This is a genomic window from Corynebacterium sp. HMSC064E08, assembly GCF_001811805.1.
Lineage (GTDB): Bacteria > Actinomycetota > Actinomycetes > Mycobacteriales > Mycobacteriaceae > Corynebacterium > Corynebacterium jeikeium_D.
On sequence record NZ_KV806691.1, the window covers coordinates 162,714 to 180,827 of the forward strand.

The window sequence follows — 18,114 nt, forward strand, 5'->3', positions numbered from 1 at the left end:
GTGCCAGCGGAAATCGCGCGTTGGCTTATTCCTCGGCTGATAATTCGTGGAGGCTTACTTTTCGCAGTTCTCGGACTTGTTTTTGTAGCGATTGATTGGCTGCCCGGTAATGCTGCCTCCGCAATCTTGGGCGCAAACCGGACCCCGGAAGCTCTGGCAGCGCTAGAAAGAAACCTGAATCTTGATAAGCCGCTTATGGCCCGCTTCCTGAGCTGGCTGGGAAGTGCGTTTGCGGGCGACTTTGGTACTTCCGTAAACGGAGTACCGATTATTAATCTGCTGAGTTCAGCGCTGCCTGTGACGCTGGCAACAACTGGTATGGCATTTTTAGTCACTGCTGTTCTTTCGGTAGCAATCGCCATTTTTTGGGCTTCACGTGCTGAAAGACCCTGGATTTCGCACATTATTGACCGATCGACAGTGGCATTAATTGCGCTACCAGAGTTTGTCGTTGGTGTGTTTCTGGTAGCGGTATTCTCTCTCTGGCTTGGTTGGTTTCCCGCGGTCACTATAACCGCGGAAGGCTTGCCAACCCAGATAAGTATGTACGCATTACCGGTTATGGCGCTGGTAATTCCTCAGGCGGCCTGGAATTCGAGAATGCTTTTCGCAGCGTTCGAGGATGCTTCTCACAACACTGCGGTCCGCAATGCTGAGCTAAACGGAATCGTGGGAAATCAGCTGGCACTTCGACATATCCTGCCGCTATCCGCACCGACATTTGCTACTTCAATGGCTACAACAGCAGGTGTTTTGGTAGCAGGGACAGTCACAGTCGAAGCGTTATTTAACCATCCTGGAGTGGGGCTTTTGGTGTCTAATGCAGTCGCGCAACGGGATATCTCGGTGATTCTTGCCGTACTTGCTGTAACAGGGGCGATCATATTGGTGTTTCTGACTGTGGCAGATGCAATAAAAGTCGCATTCACCCCGAAGGTGCAACTATGATTCGAAGGTTTTTAGCGGGGGCCTTTATCGCCCTAGTGTTAGGCGGACCGGTCGCTGCTGGTTTGTTTGGCATTGAACTGTCGGCGCATGGCGTGCCCTTCGCTAACGGTAACGAGGAGGGTTTCCTAGGAACAGAACACCTGGGGAGAAGCGTGGGCGCTGCAGTGCTTGTCGGTGGCCGGTCCTTGGTCGTAACTGCAATTATCGTCGGTTCTTTGACCACGGCATTTGGCGCTCTATTCGGTATCTTGGGGTCGCTAAAGCCAAAACTGGGCTTCTTTATTGAAGCAGTGGCGGATGTCACCATCTTGGTGCCCGCAGTAATTCTTTTGCTTTTAACCGCAGTCTTGTATCCCAATGGTGGGCTACCAGCGCTTATTGGTGTTTCGGTTGTGGTGGGTACGCCTTATGCTGCCCGTGTGGTCGCCGCCGCCACCTATCCCGTTGCTAACGCTGGTTATGTTCAGGCTGCGCTGGGCAGTGGCGTATCGACCGTCTCGATAATCTTGCGGGACATCATTCCCAATATTTCCGCAGTACTTCGTTCGGTATGGAGTCTTCGCATTATCGAAGCGCTGTATGTGCTGGCTACGGCGAGCTTCCTTGGGGTCGGGAGAAGCCTCGGTGAGTTTGCATGGTCAGCGATGGTGCGGGATAACGCGAGTGGAATATCACTGAACCCCTGGTCAGTACTTGCACCAGCCGCCGCGTTGGCAGCGACATCGATTGCTGTAGTGGCCCTGATTAATGGGAGGCAGAAGGAACCGAAGGATGTGCCGAGCTCGTGATTGATGTAGATATTTCCGTGATGCAAAGCGGGCACGTTATCCTACCCCGCACAGTGCTCACTGCCCGAGCGGGTGAGATTACGGTTTTAACTGGGGTGAGCGGCTCCGGGAAGACGTCACTTTTAAAGGCATTGATTGGTGCGGTACCGGAGAGATCGGAAGTAATTGGTGGGGTTTCTGTCGAGTCCAGTGAGTGGCGAGATGTAAACCCGCTGGAGCTTCCATCATGTGAATTAGCTCATTTTCGCCGTGAGCACATTGCTTTCGTAGGACAGGATCCGGGCGCCGAGTTGCCACCATTGATGTCAGTAGCCCGGTTGCTCCGGGAGTTGGTCCCAGGCACCGACGTTGCAGCGTTGCTGCAGCGTGTAGATCTTCCAGCCAGCATTGCTTCCCGGCGGATTCACCAGCTTTCTGGTGGACAGCAGCGACGGGTGGCACTGGCTCGGGCACTATCGCGTTCGCCTGAAGCCATCGCTCTTGATGAGCCCTTCGCCGGCCTTGACTCCGATACTTCGACGGTAATCGCTAATCTGCTAAGAGGCATCGCGGATAGTGGCGTTACGGTCATTTTCACCGCCCACCAGGTTCCTAAGCTTGCGATTTGCATTGACTCGGTCGTGGCTGTCGGGAATGGAACGGAAAAAAGCGATTCGATCACCCAGCGCGTGGAACGCCAGAGTGTAGAGACGACTTCTGGCCACAGCCCGCGTTCAGTAACGAAAGGCATCCAGGTCACAGAACTCTCCAAAGCCTCGATTGGTGAATCTATGCCGGGGGCGGGGGCAGGGGCGGGCGCGTCTCCAGTCTTAAGAGTTTCCAACCTGAGCTGCGTGAATAATGAACGCGTGACTCTTTTTCAGGGCCTCTCTTTCGCTGTACAGCGTGGCACTATGGTTGGGGTCAAGGGACCGTCGGGAAGCGGAAAGTCGACACTACTTCGGTGCCTAATCGGGCTAAACCACGCAGAGTCGGGTGAGATTGAATGTGCTGGTGTAACTCGTGAAGCTAAGCGTACATGGCCACGGAAGAATCGTTTGATGATGCAGATAGTTCCGCAGGATCCTGCCTCTACGTTGAACCCGAAAATGACCGCGCTCGATGCCGTAGCGCGTGCAGCCCGGGTGTCGGTAAGGGGACGCCGTGACGCACGCCGAGCGGCAATAGATTTGCTCGATAAAGTCGGTATCGATAAGCAGCTCGCACAGCGTAAGCCAAGTGGACTCTCTGGAGGGCAGAGGCAGCGTGTTGCAATCGCACGTGCTCTAGCCGTGCGCCCAAAGCTCCTGCTCTGCGATGAAATTACCTCGGCGCTTGATTATCAAGCAGCGACCAAAGTGATGAGCGTTCTGCAAGAACTCAACAGCGAGGGAATGGGCATAGTTCTAGTCAGTCACGATGATGAGCTGCTGCAATCGTATTGCTCCACGGTTATCCCAATTGGAACTGCAGCTGTGGGTTGAGACTAATACACGCTTGGTTGTCTGAGCCCAGGCGCTAAAAGTGGGGTCAAGGATGAAAAGGGGGCCTAAGTGCAAGAAACTCTCAAGTTTCTTGCACTTCTCGCCCTCCTCAGAAAACAGCCCTGGGGTTTTATCGAAACGGATGCAAGAAACTTGAGAGTCAGCGCGGAAATACCCTGTAAAGCTCTGCTGTTCGAGTCTTAAATCGGCAGCTTCTTGAAGATTGGGCGCGGAATGTGCTTCAGCACCATCATCACCAGCTGGAACGCTGGCGGAGCCCAGACCAGGGTTTTACCGGCCTCGACGGACTTCACTACGAGCTTGGCAACATCTTCCTTGTTTACAGTCAGCGGCGCCTCGTCTACGTCCGCGGACATGCGGGTACGGACCTGACCTGGGCGGATAACCAGGGTCTTGACACCGTACTCCTCCAGCGCTTCGCCCAGGTTCAGGTAGAAACCATCCAGGCCGGCCTTGGTGGAACCGTAGACAAAGTTGGAGCGGCGCACGCGCTCACCAGCAACGGAGGACATGGCAATGAACTGACCATGGCCCTGCGCCTTGAACTTCTGACCAACCAGAACACCCATAGACACCGCGCCGGTGTAGTTGATGTTCGCAGCCAGGACGGCCTTGCGCTGGTTCTGCCAGAGCTCCTCGGCGTCGCCAAGCATGCCGAACGCGACGATGCAGATGTCCACGTCGCCGTCGGCAAATGCCTTATCGACGACCTCCGGGTGGGAGTCGAAGTCCGTTGCGTCGAAGTCGAGGGTGACCACCTCGGAAGCGCCGGCGGCCTTCATCTTCTCGGCGGAGGCTTCGCGCAGGGGGTCGTTTGGCAGGGAAGCCAGGATGACCTTGGCCGAGCCCTTCTTCAGGAACTCGGCGGTGATCGCCAGACCGATTTCACTGGTGCCGCCGAGCAGCAGGATGGACTGGGCAGCGCCTACAGCATTAATCATTGGGGCTTAAATCCTCTCGGTTGTCTTAGTGCAGTTCCAGTCGACGCGACATGTCAGAGGCGAAGACACCGTGCGGGTCGATCTCATTGCGGGTGTCCAGCCAGCTCTGCATCTCGGGGTACATCTGGTGGAAGTTAGCGGCGGAAGTGCGCGACTCCTTAGCCAAGTAGAGGCGGCCGCCGAACTCCATGACGCGGCGGTCGAGGTCGTCCAGGAACTGGCCGAGACCCGGCTTAATCGGGAAGTCCACGCAGACGTTCCAACCTGGCATCGGGTAGGACAGCGGAGCGCGGTTACCCTCGCCGAACAGCTTGAACACATTCAGTGCCGAGTAGTGGCCGGAGCGCTGGATATCGCGGACAATCTCCTTGAACGGCTCGACGGCCTCGCGCGGAACAACGAACTGGTACTGCAGGAAGCCCTTGGAGCCATAGCCGCGGTTCCACTCACCGATGAGATCCAGCGGCTGGTAGAACTGCGTGAGGTTCTGCACCTGGTTCCGGTAGGTACCGGACTTCAGCCACCACAGCTCACCAATGCTGATCATGGTCAGCTTGTTCATGGTGAAGGACGGGAAGATATCCGGCACGGTCACCAGCTGCGGAGCGTTGAACTTCAGCGGGTCCTTGGCCAGCTTCGGGGCGTATTCCTCCAGCTGAGCCAGGGTTGCCAGCGAACCGCGGGAGATTGCGGCGCGTCCCAGCTTCGGCTCCGGCGAGATGGCATCGAACCACGCGGAGGAGTAAGTGAAGTTTTCCTCGGAGCCATCGGAGTGGAACTCGATGGTTTCGTCCAGAGTGTGGGTCATGTCGCCATCGGCGATGAAGTAGGCCGTCTCGGTCTTGGTCATCTTGATCCGAGCGCGGACAATAATGCCGGTCAGGCCCATGCCGCCGACAGTTGCCCAGAACAGCTTGCCGTCCGGGTCATCTGCGGAGCCCTCCGGCTCGAGGTGCAGAATACGACCGTCGGCGACCAGCAGCTCCATCGACAGCACATGGTTGCCGAAGGAACCTGCGGAGTGGTGGTTTTTACCGTGAATGTCCGGGCCAATGGCACCACCGATGGTGACCTGGCGAGTACCCGGCAGTACCGGCACCCACAGGCCGTAGGGCAGCGCGGCCTTCATCAGCTGATCCAGTGTGACACCGCCGTCGACATCAACAATCGCCGACTCCTGGTCAATGGAGTGGATTTTGTTGAGCTTCTGCATGTCGATGACAAGACCGCCCGAGTTCTGGGCGGGGTCGCCGTAGGAGCGGCCCATACCGCGGGCAATCACACCGCGGCGCAGGTGGGCAGGCTTGGCGGAGTTCTGGTCTGCGACAGCCTTGACGGCGTTAACGATTTCATCCAAGTCCGGCGTCGACAGCACCTGGGACTTAGCGGGGGCGGTACGACCCCAACCGGTCAGGGTCCTGGCTTCTGTGTGTACGGCTCCGTAGGCACCGTTCGAAGCATCGGTGCTGGACTTGCCGTTAGTGTTAGTGGACATCAAGGCTAGGCTACCCCTTTGCACTGGCTCCGTCGCCCGTGACGCTCCGAGGTGTTGGTCACGCTTGGGGCCGCGCACGGGTCGTCGGAAAGCGAGCGAAATGTACGGAGAGGCTATAGATCCATAATTTTTCGGATCTCTTCCGGCAGCATTTCCTGCGAGGTGATCTGCGGGCCGTCGTACGCCTCAAGTGCGCGGTAGACCTGTGCGCGCTCTGCGCTGTCGAGGATGGGCAGTTCCTCGGCGAATAGCATGACCATCTGGTTCGACAGCGGGGTGTTGGTGTACTCGGCGGCCATGTTGATGGTTTCGCGCGGCTTCTTCTTGAAAAAGTCGAACATGCGATAAAGGCTACCCCGCTTCGAATCCGTCACTCGCGATACCATCAACCTCATGATGTCCACGCCTGCTGCTACTCCGCAGACCCTTGCCGTATGTAGTTCCACATCGCCCGTTGTCATTTGGCATGTGGAGCTCTCGCCGTCCTTTGCAGGGGAGAGGTTGTCGGGTGCATGGCTGGTGGATCCGCTTGACGACGGAGCCCTGGAGACCGCCACTAATCTGCTCACCGGTTGCTTTGTTGCGACTGTGACTGCGGGCGATGGTGACGGTGACGCTGCGGCAGAGAGCGCTGAGGGTGCTGAGGGTGCGGACTTGCTATCGCAAGCGATTGAGCAGGCGGGGGCCACGGTGATTGACCTGCCGGCATCCGTGGCCGGCATTCGTGACCACATCGGACAGCTGCGCGCCGCCGCGAAGGAAGAGAAGGCCAAGCCCGGCAAGGGAAATCTGACGGAGCCGCGGTTTCCCAAGGTCAACGACGTGGAGGTTATTGATTTTCCGCATGTTGGCGAAAAGGTCGCAGGGCCGGTGCTGGGGCTTGTCCGCGGGGTAGAAGAGCTGGTGGCGCAGTGGACCGCGGTGGAGTCGCAGCGCCTGCGTCGCAAGTACTTGGTAGAGCCGTGGGGTGCGGAGCCGCGCCAGATTCCGCTGGTAAAAACGCGCGCATTGTAGCGAGTTTTTGCCATCCAGGCCACATTGTTTTTCCTGCGTACGCTGTGAGGTATGGCAGCACAGACCGATAACGTAGTCGCCTTCCCAGGCGTTCGCGTGGCCACGGAACCGGCCACGCTCATTATCGGTGCCTCTTTAGGGGAAGAACCGTGCAGTGCCCACCGCGTCTTCGGGGTCAATGACCAGATGGATTTGCGAAGCCTGTCCCGCGTGTTAGCGGTCATCTTTGGGTGGGGCGAGGAAAGCGTGCCGACGAAGTTCCATTTGCCCGGCTCTGCGGTGGAGTCTGCGGCGCAGCTGGTGACTGGCGGCAGACCCGCAGCGGTCGGAGTCGTCGATGTTCCCTTATCCACCACAGTTGCCGAGGTGCTGCAAAGTCCCGGCGATACTCTTATCTGGCAGTGGGGCCTGTGGGAACATACCTTGCAGGTCAGAGAAGCTTTTGCCCGCGATGAGGCCACCCCGGATGCCCTGTGCATCGGTGGCTCGGGTTCAATCCGCGCACTGGGGGATGTGGACGCGGAGGAGCCGGTAGATATTGCCGCAATCAATAGGGAATTGACTGGACGGGACTCTATTCAAAATACGCTGGCCACCGCTCGTGCCGATATCGTGGACATCATCGAGAGGTCGGGGGTGTTTGAATTCGTGCCCCTGTTACAGGCTCTGGACCTGCAGAGGTCGGAAGCAACCGCGCTGGAATTGACCGGGGAGGCGGGGGAGAGCGTCGTTAAGCGATTGCGCGCATTGCCTATAGAGGACGCCGAGAAAGACCCAGCCGGGCACGATGCGGCATTGGTGGAGCTGCTGTGCTTGGCGGCGCTGACCTCGGATGAGCTACGGCATGATGTGGCGGCGCATGTCATGGAGCGCCTCGGCTGGGAGAGCGACGAGGGCATCCCGCTATCCGGCGAGGACGTGGAGGAATTGGCAGCGGCTAGCTGGGCGGAGATGAGCGCGCTGGGGCTAGCTGGGGAGGATACGCTCTCGCCGGTGGAGCGGCTGGATCTACTGCGTGAGGCGCTGCGACGTTAGTTTTTTTCTCCTCTTTATTGCTTGTTTATGTTCGCGCTGGCTGTTTGTTAGCTGGCCGGTGGCCTAGAATTCCTAGGCGTGTCAGCGAATGAAACAGCAAATGAAAACCCGAACCGCGACAACGGCAAGCTCGGAAACGGCTCCCACGAAAACGGTTTTGTCGTAGAGGACTCGGCCGCAGTGCCAATGGCGACGGAGGCCAAGGACGAGCACGGACTGAAAGTGCAGATGATGCGCTTTATTATCTCCGGCGTCATCGCGGCGGTGGTGGACTTCGGCCTGACGTTCATCATGCTCAACGCCTTCGGGGCGACCAACTTCTGGGGCAAGACGGTCGGCTGGGTTTTCGGCACGATTACGGCGTACATCATTAACAGCCGCTGGACCTTCAAGTCGAAGTCCTCGGCGAAGAAGGTGCTGGCAGTTGCGGTGCTGTACCTGATTACCTACGCCACCCAGGTCGGCATCTTTAATGTGTTGCAGCCCTGGCTTGTCGAGGCCTGGGATTGGAACGCGCAGTGGGCACAGTTCGGCGCATTCGTCGTCGCACAGGGCGTTGCGACGGTAATTAACTTCATCATTCAGCGTGTATTCATCTTCCGTGTGAAATAGCGCGATACGCTGGGGGACGTGACTTCGACTGCTTCTAATAAGGAATCCACTCAGCTGACCGCCGAAACCGATGTTGACATGCTGACTATTCAGCGCGTGCTGTTTGCTCCGCCCGCAGACTGGGTGGAGCCGGATTTGTACTACCGAGTCGAAGGCGTTGGCGCCTACGACAGCTCGGTGCAGGCCACCCGTAACTCGATCACGCTCGGTCGCCACACCGTGGTGCGCACTGACACCTACTTCGGTCGCTTCCGAGCTTCTTACTGGCAGCGCTGGACCTCAATTAAGCAGGTCGAAATCCGTGCGCGCGTGGTCGGTTCCGCGCGTGTGCTGGCCTACACCGAAGATATTGGGGGCCACCTCCGCTTGGAGGACTCCTGGGCAGCGGGCGGCTCGGATGCCGACGGCAACTGGACCGGTGAGCACTCGCCGATGTCAGGTTCTGCCAATGAAGAGGTGCGCCTGACCGTCCCGCTGGACCGCTTCGCCGATGGCGGTGCCATTCACTTGCGCTTCGACACCGAGGACGCAGGCGCAAAGATTTCCGATGTCCGCTATGTTGTGCCCAAGTCGGCTATCAAGCGCGATATTCCGACTGACCTGGTCATTTGTTCCTACAACCGGCCGGTTGACTGTGCTCGAACCGTCGCCACGCTGGCAGAGGACCTGCCAGCCCTTGAGCGCGTTCGCACCATCCGCGTCGTTGACCAGGGCGAACAGCACCCGGCCGACGAAGCCGACTTCATCCAGGCCAAGGAGATCCTCGGCGAGCGTCTGAACGTTGTCCACCAGCCGAACCTCGGTGGCACCGGCGGTTTCTCCCGCGGCATGCGTGACGCCACCGCTGCGGGCGACTGCATGGTTCTGCTTACCGACGACGACATCCGCCCCGAGCCCGAAACCACCCTGCGCCTATCCGCCCTGGCCGTATGCGCGGAAAAGCCGATGCTGCTCGGCGCGCAGATGCTCTTCCTGTTCAACCCGACCAGCCTCTTCCGCACCGGTGAGACCTACAACTGGAAGGCGCTGACCGTCGAGGAGAACGACCCCAAGTTCGGTTACGCCGACGTGGACGTGCGCAAGTACCACCAGCTGCGTCGCCTGGGCGTTGACTACAACGCCTGGTGGACCTGCCTGGTGCCGTCCGAGGTCATTAAGAAGATTGGCCTGGCGCTGCCGCTGTTCTTCCAGTACGACGACATCGACTACGGTTTCCGCGCCGCCAAGGCCGGCTACCCGACTGACACCATTCCGGGCGCAGCCGTCTGGCACGCCGATTTCTACTGGAAGGACATCGAAAACGCCGCCCAGTACTTCGGCCTGCGCAACTCCCTCATCGCCGCCACCATGCACGGCGATGTCACCGCAAAGGACATGGTCAACGTCGCTTCACGACGAATCCTCTCGAACCTGGTCTCCATGCGCTACGGCCTGGCCTGGACGCAGATGGAAGCTGTTCGTGACCTGCTGCGTGGCCCGGAGGTGCTGAAGAACGCATCGCAGGGCGACTTCGCTCGCATTTCTGCTGGTCGAAAGAACTTCCCGGAGACCGAGCTGCTGCCGATGCACGAGATGCCGGGTGGTCTGACCCCAGTTCGCCCGCCGTCACACGAGATCTCCAGCGAAAATAAGACGATGGCAAAGCGTTTGGCTTATACGCAGATGGGTAAGAAGCGCCCGGGACCGGTGGCTGTGGCCTTCGAGGACTCCTTCTGGTGGCACATTTCCACCTTCGACGATGTCTGGGTTACCGATGCTTCCCAGAATGGAGTGCGTCACCTGGTCCGCGACCTGGATAAGGAAAAGTCCATGCGCGCCGAGACCATCAGCCTCATGCGCGAACTGTCCTCCAAGTGGGACGACCTTGCAAAGCAGTGGCGGGCCGCCGTGCCATCTTTGACCAGCGAAGACAACTGGGAAAAATTCTTCCAAGGCGAGTAGTTCTGGTGAGATTGGGCTGAGCCTGGGCGGGGCTAACCCCCAGAGTGCAGAAACCGACGGGTAACAGGAGATCCGCCGGTTTCGTGCTTTAATATTATTTACTCACCTTAAAAGTTCATAAATTTTCGAACGGAGCCCCGCCTCGTATGACTACGCCCATGCCCCCGAATAACACAGGCGACAAAACACGCAAGCAGCTCATCACCATCTTGGTGCTGCTGGTGTTGATTATCCTTGCGATGGTCGTGTTCTTAATTACCAAGATTTCCGGGGATCGAGGTGGCGATTCGGCGGTTGCCGAGGGCAGTGCGTCGTCGTCAAGCGAAAATGGCGATGCGCAGGTGCAGGCGCAGGCGGAGAAGGCCGTCGTTGTGTACAAGCAGGTGCTGGCGAACCCGGCGCCACTGCAGACTTTTGTCGGTGAAGTTAGTCCTGGTGGGGCGATGAAATATGCGCTCGTGCATCTTGATGATGGGTGCGTGCCCGAGCTGGTGCTGAACTATGGCACAAGTGCGATGAGCGCCGAAATTGATGCGATTGGTGTCTACGGCGTCGACGAAAATGGTCAGGAAATTCAGTTTCAGAATTCCTACCATGACGGCGCGGCTTCTGCGGGCGGTGTACGTCGCGCCCTTCAGCGAGCTACTGGGCAGCCGGGTATGTTCTCGTTTTCTGCAGAGAGGATGGGGCGCGATCAGGAAGATTTGCTGGTGACGCGCCAGGGCAATGAGCTGGTGGAAACGCCTGCGAATCCGGGTGCCGGGGAGTTCGAACAGTTTAACTGGATTCCGGCTGACAACCTGGATGTCGTCGAGGCCATTGCTGCTGGTAATGACTGCGCGCCGGGCTCGGGCTCGGGCTCGAATGGTGCTGGCGCTGATGGTGGTAACGGTGGCAACGGCGGCAACGGTGGCCCGAATCCGACGGCGGGGCAGTCGGCTTCGGGGTCGGGGTCTGGTTCGGGTTCGCAGTCCGGGGCTTCGGGTTCTAGTCCGCAGGGGTCGAGCAATGGAACCAGCGGCCAGCAGACCGTAACCGGTACCGTGAAGGTTTTCCAGAACCGAGCCGAGGTTCTCGCTTATCAGCAGCGTGAGGATCCCAACCCCCATACTGCCGACAATCGACAATTTGCGATTCTGGTTCTCGACCAGCCAACTGAAGTGACAGCAACGCTTGCAGGAAGTAATGAAACTGAGACACGCACTATTGACCATGTTGTGATTAACCCAAATCGCCACAGCGATGGGGAAAGGGCAACGATTAGCTTCTCAGCTGACGAGAAGTACTGGCCGTCAGACACCGGCATTCCGTTCGGTCTCGCAGTTGAGGACGGCGCCAAGTATTAAGTAAGCGACAGCTGGGTGTCCGCAGCTAGTTATCCACAGCCGCCAAATTGTCCACAGATAAGTGCAATTCGGCGGCTTTTCCGCTGCCAATTTTCACGGAGTCGGTCATAAATGAAGGCACTAATTCCATGCGTGAATTCCTGTAGCCGACCTCGGGGAGCGTGCCTAAACCAATGCCTACCTGGAATTACGATTCCGATGGCCTCATCCATGCGGCTGCGCAGAAGCAAATCAAGCATCCTTGTGAATACGTCAGTGCCACGTCAGAGCTGGATAATCTGCACGGCCACGTCGAAAGCACAAATATTCGAGATAGATCCCTGCTCAGACTGGCGCACGGCACCTACATCGAGTGCTCTCGCTGGAATGCGCTGTCAGCATTCGAACGTTTTCAACTGCAGATAAAGGCACTGGTCAAGCCAGGTTCCGGGACAATCATTACGGGCGAAGCAGCCGCTGCGTTGCATGGCATCCCGTTGCTTGTTCGAAATGCCACAATCGCGCTTGCCAATTCCGGCCTGCGCCGACCTGGCGGCGGATTGCGCCATGTCGGTGGCAGAATCCTCGAACAAGACATCGTTCGCATTGGTGGGCGCTGCGTTACAGATGTGCCGAAAACCGTCATCGATATCTGCCGCACCGCCGAGTCCGAAAACGGGCCAATCATCGTTGACACCGCACTGCGACAGTGGTGTGACCTCGAAGAACTGCACACTGTCCTCACAAATTACCCACGTTCGCCGGGTACCCGCCGCGCCCGCGAGCTACTTCGAACTGCCAGCGCACACAGCGAAACCATCGGTGAGTCGATCACAAAGAAATGCATAATCGACTCAGGAATTGCCACGCTTTACGACGAAAAATGCGTGCTCATGCAGCAAGTCGAGTTCTATGACAGTGAAGGATTCATTGGGCGCGTCGATTTTTATGTGCCTCATCTGAATTTGATCATTGAGTTCGATGGGCTGACTAAGTATTCCGGTGGCGGGGTAGCAGCTACGGAGACTGTGCTTCTGAAAGAGCAAGCTCGTGAGAAGCGTCTGCGAAACCTCCACTTAGATGTACTCCGCTTCCAATGGTCACAGGTCATTAATGGGGACTGCGTGGAGGTCTTGCGACAGTTCGCTATTCGGCAGAGGCAGCGCATTCAGGCAGGTGGGTTGGTATTTTCGTCCGAAGTTGGGCGTTTTCGTCAAGCCACTGTCCCGTATAAAGATCGGCAGCTCCGTGAGTCCAGAATCCAGGAGCGTAAGCAGCGTTTGCAGCTTCTGGAAAATGAACCGACCTCGCGCGACTCAGGCTAGGTTCAGCTGCTGACCTATTGCAATTGTGCTGACTTATGGCCAACTTTCCGCCACTTGTCGATGAGTTTTCAGGACTTATGGCCACGCTGTTGGCCTGGCCCGCGCACTTATCGTAGGACTATTCACTTATGCGCAGGCTGTAGCGCATCGATGAGTGAATACCTCATCGATATGTCAGTGGAGGAGAAGGGAACCAGGGGTGAGGTAACACTTTTGCGCACTGAGCACTCGAAATGCGGACTACACGACCCGGGCGAGATCAAATATGCAGGCCAGCGCCTCAGCCTCAGCCCCACCAGCCGCAACGTCTGCGCTCCAGGCCAGTGCCACAGCCTCAGCCCCAATGCCAGCGCCGCAACGCCAGCCCGAACTACTTCGACTTTGGATCGAAGCGCTCGAAGTTCTCCGCGCGCCCCTGCTTCAGTAGCTTGAACCAGCGGTAGAAGCCGCGGACATCGCGGCGCTGGACCAGGAAGAACCAGCCGAAGCGCAGGAACTCCTGTGGCATGAGCTTGCGCATGCCGGGCTGGCTCATCAGGTAGCCGCGGTTGCGGTAGGTGAAGTAGCGCTTGAAGTCATTGGTCGGGTACTGCGTGTGCATTTTGCCGCCGAGAATGGGCACAAATTCACCCGAACCGGAGGGGTGCAGGTAGGCCGTCGTCAAGCATGTGCCGAACCGGAGGCCGGAGCGGACCAGGCGGCGGTGGAATTCGACCTCGTCGCCGCGGATGAATAGGCGGTAGTCGGGAACGCCGAGCTGTTCCAGCGAGCGGGCGCTAAACAGTGCGCCGTTAAACAGGGATGCGATGCCGGGCAGGAGGTCGTGGTTGCCGTCGATGGTTTCGAGGTCGCTAGGCAGTTCGAGCCCGGTCGCAGCCTTCTGATCTGCAAAGTTGGTGAACCATCTCCGCCCCTCAGAGTCGTTCACTGCGGGAAGCTTGGGGTTGATGCCGCTTTCGAAAAGCTCCTCGCGATGACGGCGCCACACCAGCCCGCGGCGCAGGGGGAATGCCAGCTTGTTCGGAGCCTTAATATCGCAGACCACCGGCGAGACAGCGTCGAGCTGGTGACGTCGCGCGCAGCTGTGCAGCGCCTTCAGCACGTAGGAGTCCTCCGGGCGCCCGTCGTCATCGGCGCACCAAATCCACTCCGCGCCGAGCGACAGCGCAGTCAGCATGCCCAGTGCGAAACCACCAGCGCCGCCCAGGTTCGTCTTGGAACCGACGTAGTGAATCTCCGGCGCCGATCCGCTTTCCGACGACTGCTGCGCCGCCACCTGCTCGGCGAGTTCCTTGACCTTCGGGTCGTTGCCGTTGTCGACGATGATGAGCCACTTCGGCATGTGGGTCTGGCTGGCAACGATGGGAAGCGATTGACGCAGGTCCTCGATGCGGTTGTGAGTCACCACGATTGCGGCCGTTGCTGCTTCATCGTGCTTTGGGTGGTCAGCCGAGTTTTCGCTCACTTCGTTCTCCATCGGGGGAAGTACCGTTTATTACTGTTTTTATTGCTGTCTATCTTGCCATGTTGCTCCGGGTGGGCAATTCCAAGCATCCGTGCCGCCCGCCAGCCGCTCGCCAGCCGCCCGCTCGGCCACGATGGGGAACTGCGCCCGGACTCCCGGCGAAGCTGCTACCGTCGCTGCGCGAGCACGCGGCGCACCTGGTCGGCGGCCTCTTTACCTTCGTAGGCTTCGACCACTTCGTCGACAAGCCCTGCCTGTCGAACCGTACCGTGATCAATCCACAGCGCCGTGTCGCACAGCTGCGCCAGGAACTCATTTGAGTGCGACGCAAACACCAGCAGACCGGAGCGGTCGACCAATTCGGTCAACTTCGTCCGGGCCTTCGCCATGAATGCGGCGTCGACGGCTCCGATGCCTTCGTCGAGAAGCAAAATCTCCGGCTCAATGGACGTGACCACGCCGAGCGCCAGTCGCACGCGCATACCGGTGGAGTAGGTGCGCAGTGGCATGTGCAGGTAGTCGCCGAGTTCGGTGAATTCTGCGATTTCGTCGAGCTTGGATTTCATCTGCTTGCGCGTCTGCCCCAGGAACAGACCGCGGATGATGATGTTTTCCAGGCCTGAGATCTCCGGGTCCATGCCGACACCGAGGTCGAACACCGGAGCCACACGGCCGCGCACATCGGCGGCACCGCGCGTGGGCTCATAGATGCCCGACAGCAGTCGCAGCAGCGTGGATTTACCCGCGCCGTTGTGGCCTACCAGGCCGACGCGGTCGCCCTCACGCAGGTGGATGTTGATGTCCTTCAGCGCCTCAATAACCACGACGTTGGAGTCATTGCGGCCAATTGCACCACCCGCGGCGCCGAGGAACGCCTTCTTCATCGACCGCGATTTGGCGTCGAAAATGGGGAAGTCAACGCACGCGTTGTAAGTATCAATGCTGACCATGCTTATCCCTTGCTAGTTCTATTCGCTTTACGACGGCCTTTGCGGCCTAAACCCAGTAGCTCACGCGGGAGCGCCACAGGCGCATGGCCCCGAGTGCCAGCAACAGGCCAACTGCGGTGCAGGCGAGGACGATCCACCAGTGGTAGGTATCCACCGGCTGGCCGGTCAGTGGGGCGCGGATGATTTCCAGGTAGTGGAACAGGGGATTGATCTCTGCGATGCGTGCGCGTTCGGCGACGGCACCGCCCTGTTCCTCCAGTGTCTTGGTGGTCCACACAATCGGAGTCATGTAAAACACCAGCTGAATTAGGGAATCCAGCAGTGGTGCCACGTCGCGGTAGCGCGTAGCGATGATGCCGAAGAACATCGTCACCCACACACCGTTGACCACCAGCAGCGCCATCGCGGGGATGACCAGGAAGAAGTTCCAGCCCAAATCCGGACGGAAGACCAGCACGAGAATCAGCCAAATCACCATGTTGTGGGCCAGGAAAAGCAACTGACGCCACACCAGCCTGTAGACGTGAACACTCAGCGCACTGGGCAACTGTTTGATGAGGCCTTCGTTTTCAATGAAGACGGTTGCGCCCTCGCGCACGCAGCCGGAGATGAAGCCCCAGATGATCAGACCAACGGTCACGTGCGGCAGGAAGAACGCCAGGTCCTGCTGGAACAGCAGCGAGTACAGCAGGCCGAGAGCCAGGGCCATCGCGCCGGTGGCAATGGTGATCCACAGCGGGCCAAGCGTGGAGCGACGGTACCGCTGCTTGATGTCCTGCCAGCCCAGTTGCAGCCACAGTTCGCGCTGGCCGAAGCCGGTAACCAGATCCTGCCAGGCAGCGCCCATGGTGCGGGAACGCGACTTGAAAGCCGGTGCCTCACCTGTTGCGTCAGTTATGCGCGCAATGTCGCGACGGAGAGTTTCCTCCGTGCGGATAGCGGAGCCATTGCGCACAGTATCGGCCGGCTGGTCGGCTGCAGCTGCGGATTGGCGATCATTTTCTGCGTTAGTCACGTCTCCAAACTACTAGCTAGGGTGGTTTAGATTGAATACCGACGGCACTGGGCGAGCCATTATTCCACGTCGTGACGGCGAACAACGGTCGCGTGGGATGGTCGTCATTGGTGGTGACGTGGTGCTTCTGAGGCTGGTTCCACAACTGGTTATGTGACTCTGGAAAACTTACATACAATCGCCGCTGTAACTGCTTTATGGTCTGCGGCTGGTGCATATGATTCACGCATCGGGAGTGCTTGCGCATGGCTACAGGCAGGAAAAGTTCAGCCAATTTTAAGCAACTACTAAAAAGGGATAAAGATTATCCTATAGGGGGTTGCTTCGATAGAATTGGTTCCAACTAAGATGTGCAATCGATACACGGTTCGGGGCATGGATGCTCGATTCGTGGGTGATTGCACAGTTAACTCTGAAATAGATATCGCAGCTTGAATTCGAAACCGGGAAAGGGTTTTCATGGCCTTCGATGTGCCGACAACCAGGGGTGCTTACTCGTCGCTTTCCGACGGGTGGACATACCTCAATGCGGGTCAACGCACCCAGGTACCCGAGCGTGTCCAGGCCGCGATGATTTCTGCATTTCGCAATGCCCAGAAGTCCCTTCCTGGTGAGACTGGGGCGGGAGCTCATGGCCAGTCGCGCAGCTCGGGCGTTCCCGCTGCAGCGGAACTAACCGCCAGTGCGCGCCGGGCTTTTGCCGACCTCACTGGCGGCCCGGTCGCCGGTGTGGTGTTGGGATCTTCGCGTGCGGTGCTCATGGAGCAGTTCACGTCCGCAATGAGTCGACGCTTGACGCTCGGCTCTAATCTGGTGATTTCTCGCATTGGTTCGCAGGTCGTACACGCACCACTACGCCGAGCAGCCAATCTCTACGGAGCTCAAGTCCGCATTGCTGAGGCTGACTTGTCCTCGGGTACGTTGCCGTCCTGGCAGTTCGACGAGCTCGTAGACGAGCACACTCGCCTCGTTGTCGTCCCGGCCGCGGATCCGTTCATTGGCACCATTGCCCCGGTAGCTGACATTTCTCGGCGGGTGCATGAGTACTCCAACGCCTGGGTGTTGGTCGATGCCTCGGATATTGTCGCCTACCGCGATGTGTCGATGAGCAAGCTGGGCGCCGACATCATGCTGGTTGATGCCTCCGTGCTGGGCGGGCCTGAGGTCGCAGCATTGGTGTTCAAGGATCCCGAGATGTTCGAGCGCATGACGTCGTTAAGCTATGTGTCGAATGTGCGCGGCGTCGAGCGGATCGAGGTTTCCCCAGTGTCGCCGGCGTTGCTTGGCGGAGTGTCGGAATCGGTGCTGCACCTGGCATCGCTGGATAGCACGGCGAGGGGGTCGCGTAGGCATCGCATTGAAACGGCGATGCCGCAGGTTTCTCGCTACTTGACGACGTTGTCGGAACGCCTAATTGCGGCGTTGATGACCCTGCCGCGGGTGTACATCATCGGCATGGATACCGAAGATGATTCTTTCGCGAGTGTGTCGCGGGCACAGCACATTCCGCGCGTTAGCTTCCTCGTCGATGGGGTGTCGGCGAAGGTGGTCGTGGATAGGTTGTTGGATAATGGCCTCGTGACCAGCATTGTTGATGCATACGAATCGCCACTGCTGGAGGCCATGGGCATCGATGAGGCTGGAGGCGCCGTGGGAGTTGGCCTCCAGCCGTTCAATACGCCGCACGACATTGACCAGCTCGTGCGGGCAGTTGCCTCGCTCGGTTAGCTAGGTAGCCGGTTAACTAGGGCGTGTCTCTTATATGCGTAACCAGAC

The 18,114-nt window shown here is 58.6% G+C and carries 15 protein-coding genes and 2 pseudogenes; 11 read left to right on the forward strand and 6 right to left on the reverse strand.

What is annotated here, in order from left to right; translation table 11 throughout:
• The 4 genes and pseudogenes from HMPREF2820_RS00715 to HMPREF2820_RS11110 form a co-directional block, all read left to right on the forward strand.
• Positions 1-948 (forward strand): ABC transporter permease, encoded by a 948-nt coding sequence (locus tag HMPREF2820_RS00715; protein WP_070602252.1) that lies wholly within the window; start codon positions 1-3, stop codon positions 946-948.
• Positions 945-1,736: an ABC transporter permease subunit gene (locus HMPREF2820_RS00720; protein ID WP_070429118.1), complete on the forward strand. Its 792-nt coding sequence runs from the start codon at positions 945-947 to the stop codon at positions 1,734-1,736. The genes HMPREF2820_RS00715 and HMPREF2820_RS00720 overlap by 4 nt, the downstream gene beginning before the upstream one ends.
• Positions 1,737-1,756: 20 nt before the next feature.
• Positions 1,757-2,243 (forward strand): annotated as a pseudogene (locus tag HMPREF2820_RS11105) (ATP-binding cassette domain-containing protein); the annotation flags it as partial.
• Positions 2,244-2,608: 365 nt separating this feature from the next.
• Positions 2,609-3,199, forward strand: a pseudogene (locus HMPREF2820_RS11110) (ABC transporter ATP-binding protein); the annotation flags it as partial.
• A gap of 200 nt (positions 3,200-3,399) precedes the next feature.
• Here HMPREF2820_RS11110 and HMPREF2820_RS00730 read toward each other — a convergent pair.
• The 3 genes from HMPREF2820_RS00730 to HMPREF2820_RS00740 all read right to left on the reverse strand — a co-directional run bounded on the left by HMPREF2820_RS00730 (position 3,400) and on the right by HMPREF2820_RS00740 (position 5,997).
• On the reverse strand, positions 3,400-4,161 hold the full coding sequence (locus HMPREF2820_RS00730; RefSeq protein ID WP_070602253.1) for a decaprenylphospho-beta-D-erythro-pentofuranosid-2-ulose 2-reductase: 762 nt from the start codon (positions 4,159-4,161) through the stop codon (positions 3,400-3,402).
• A gap of 25 nt (positions 4,162-4,186) precedes the next feature.
• A complete protein-coding gene (locus HMPREF2820_RS00735) occupies positions 4,187-5,656 on the reverse strand; it encodes a decaprenylphosphoryl-beta-D-ribose oxidase (RefSeq protein ID WP_070602256.1) in 1,470 nt (489 codons plus the stop codon).
• Between the two features lie 113 nt (positions 5,657-5,769).
• Complete coding sequence (locus tag HMPREF2820_RS00740; RefSeq protein WP_048761551.1) at positions 5,770-5,997, reverse strand: hypothetical protein; 228 nt, start codon at positions 5,995-5,997, stop codon at positions 5,770-5,772.
• Between the two features lie 52 nt (positions 5,998-6,049).
• Here HMPREF2820_RS00740 and HMPREF2820_RS00745 point away from each other — a divergent pair, with 52 nt between their 5' ends.
• The 6 genes from HMPREF2820_RS00745 to HMPREF2820_RS00770 all read left to right on the forward strand — a co-directional run bounded on the left by HMPREF2820_RS00745 (position 6,050) and on the right by HMPREF2820_RS00770 (position 12,908).
• Positions 6,050-6,670, forward strand: a complete 621-nt coding sequence (locus tag HMPREF2820_RS00745) for a hypothetical protein (RefSeq protein ID WP_070602259.1) — start codon at positions 6,050-6,052, stop codon at positions 6,668-6,670.
• A 51-nt stretch (positions 6,671-6,721) separates the two neighbouring features.
• Positions 6,722-7,705 (forward strand): hypothetical protein, encoded by a 984-nt coding sequence (locus HMPREF2820_RS00750; protein ID WP_070602261.1) that lies wholly within the window; start codon positions 6,722-6,724, stop codon positions 7,703-7,705.
• Positions 7,706-7,783: 78 nt separating this feature from the next.
• Positions 7,784-8,317, forward strand: a complete 534-nt coding sequence (locus tag HMPREF2820_RS00755) for a GtrA family protein (RefSeq protein ID WP_070547045.1) — start codon at positions 7,784-7,786, stop codon at positions 8,315-8,317.
• Positions 8,318-8,335: 18 nt separating this feature from the next.
• Entirely contained in the window at positions 8,336-10,258 is a 1,923-nt protein-coding gene (locus HMPREF2820_RS00760; RefSeq protein ID WP_070602264.1) for a glycosyltransferase, read from the forward strand.
• 146 nt (positions 10,259-10,404) lie between these two features.
• Positions 10,405-11,604 carry a hypothetical protein gene (locus HMPREF2820_RS00765; protein ID WP_070602267.1) on the forward strand — a complete coding sequence of 400 codons (1,200 nt, stop codon included), beginning with the start codon at positions 10,405-10,407 and terminating at the stop codon, positions 11,602-11,604.
• 173 nt (positions 11,605-11,777) lie between these two features.
• Positions 11,778-12,908: a PDDEXK family nuclease gene (locus HMPREF2820_RS00770; protein WP_070602269.1), complete on the forward strand. Its 1,131-nt coding sequence runs from the start codon at positions 11,778-11,780 to the stop codon at positions 12,906-12,908.
• Positions 12,909-13,278: 370 nt separating this feature from the next.
• Here the strand turns inward: HMPREF2820_RS00770 and HMPREF2820_RS00775 are convergent, their stop codons facing one another.
• From HMPREF2820_RS00775 to HMPREF2820_RS00785, 3 genes are all read right to left on the reverse strand, one after another.
• The gene (locus HMPREF2820_RS00775) at positions 13,279-14,385 is read right to left on the reverse strand and encodes a glycosyltransferase (RefSeq protein WP_042388319.1); all 1,107 of its coding nucleotides are present in this window, start codon (positions 14,383-14,385) and stop codon (positions 13,279-13,281) included.
• Positions 14,386-14,540: 155 nt separating this feature from the next.
• Positions 14,541-15,323 carry a galactan export ABC transporter ATP-binding subunit Wzt/RfbE gene (locus tag HMPREF2820_RS00780; RefSeq protein ID WP_005510871.1) on the reverse strand — a complete coding sequence of 261 codons (783 nt, stop codon included), beginning with the start codon at positions 15,321-15,323 and terminating at the stop codon, positions 14,541-14,543.
• A 46-nt stretch (positions 15,324-15,369) separates the two neighbouring features.
• Positions 15,370-16,338 (reverse strand): galactan export ABC transporter permease subunit Wzm/RfbD, encoded by a 969-nt coding sequence (locus tag HMPREF2820_RS00785; protein ID WP_083308386.1) that lies wholly within the window; start codon positions 16,336-16,338, stop codon positions 15,370-15,372.
• A 459-nt stretch (positions 16,339-16,797) separates the two neighbouring features.
• On the opposite strand from HMPREF2820_RS00785, the gene HMPREF2820_RS00790 reads away from it, so the two are divergent.
• On the forward strand, positions 16,798-18,066 hold the full coding sequence (locus HMPREF2820_RS00790) for an aminotransferase class V-fold PLP-dependent enzyme (RefSeq protein ID WP_016421834.1): 1,269 nt from the start codon (positions 16,798-16,800) through the stop codon (positions 18,064-18,066).
• The last annotated feature ends 48 nt before the right edge of the window (positions 18,067-18,114 follow it).

Excerpts from the sequence above, each read along its gene's own strand:
- HMPREF2820_RS00745 (WP_070602259.1), top strand. The coding sequence starts at position 6,050 with ATGATGTCCACGCCTGCTGCTACTCCGCAGACCCTTGCCGTATGTAGT.
- HMPREF2820_RS00770 (WP_070602269.1), top strand. The coding sequence starts at position 11,778 with ATGCCTACCTGGAATTACGATTCCGATGGCCTCATCCATGCGGCTGCG.
- HMPREF2820_RS00730 (WP_070602253.1), bottom strand. The coding sequence starts at position 4,161 with ATGATTAATGCTGTAGGCGCTGCCCAGTCCATCCTGCTGCTCGGCGGC.
- HMPREF2820_RS00735 (WP_070602256.1), bottom strand. The coding sequence starts at position 5,656 with ATGTCCACTAACACTAACGGCAAGTCCAGCACCGATGCTTCGAACGGT.
- HMPREF2820_RS00740 (WP_048761551.1), bottom strand. The coding sequence starts at position 5,997 with ATGTTCGACTTTTTCAAGAAGAAGCCGCGCGAAACCATCAACATGGCC.
- HMPREF2820_RS00765 (WP_070602267.1), top strand. The coding sequence starts at position 10,405 with ATGACTACGCCCATGCCCCCGAATAACACAGGCGACAAAACACGCAAG.
- HMPREF2820_RS00790 (WP_016421834.1), top strand. The coding sequence starts at position 16,798 with ATGGCCTTCGATGTGCCGACAACCAGGGGTGCTTACTCGTCGCTTTCC.
- HMPREF2820_RS00750 (WP_070602261.1), top strand. The coding sequence starts at position 6,722 with ATGGCAGCACAGACCGATAACGTAGTCGCCTTCCCAGGCGTTCGCGTG.
- HMPREF2820_RS00720 (WP_070429118.1), top strand. The coding sequence starts at position 945 with ATGATTCGAAGGTTTTTAGCGGGGGCCTTTATCGCCCTAGTGTTAGGC.
- HMPREF2820_RS00775 (WP_042388319.1), bottom strand. The coding sequence starts at position 14,385 with ATGGAGAACGAAGTGAGCGAAAACTCGGCTGACCACCCAAAGCACGAT.
- HMPREF2820_RS00780 (WP_005510871.1), bottom strand. The coding sequence starts at position 15,323 with ATGGTCAGCATTGATACTTACAACGCGTGCGTTGACTTCCCCATTTTC.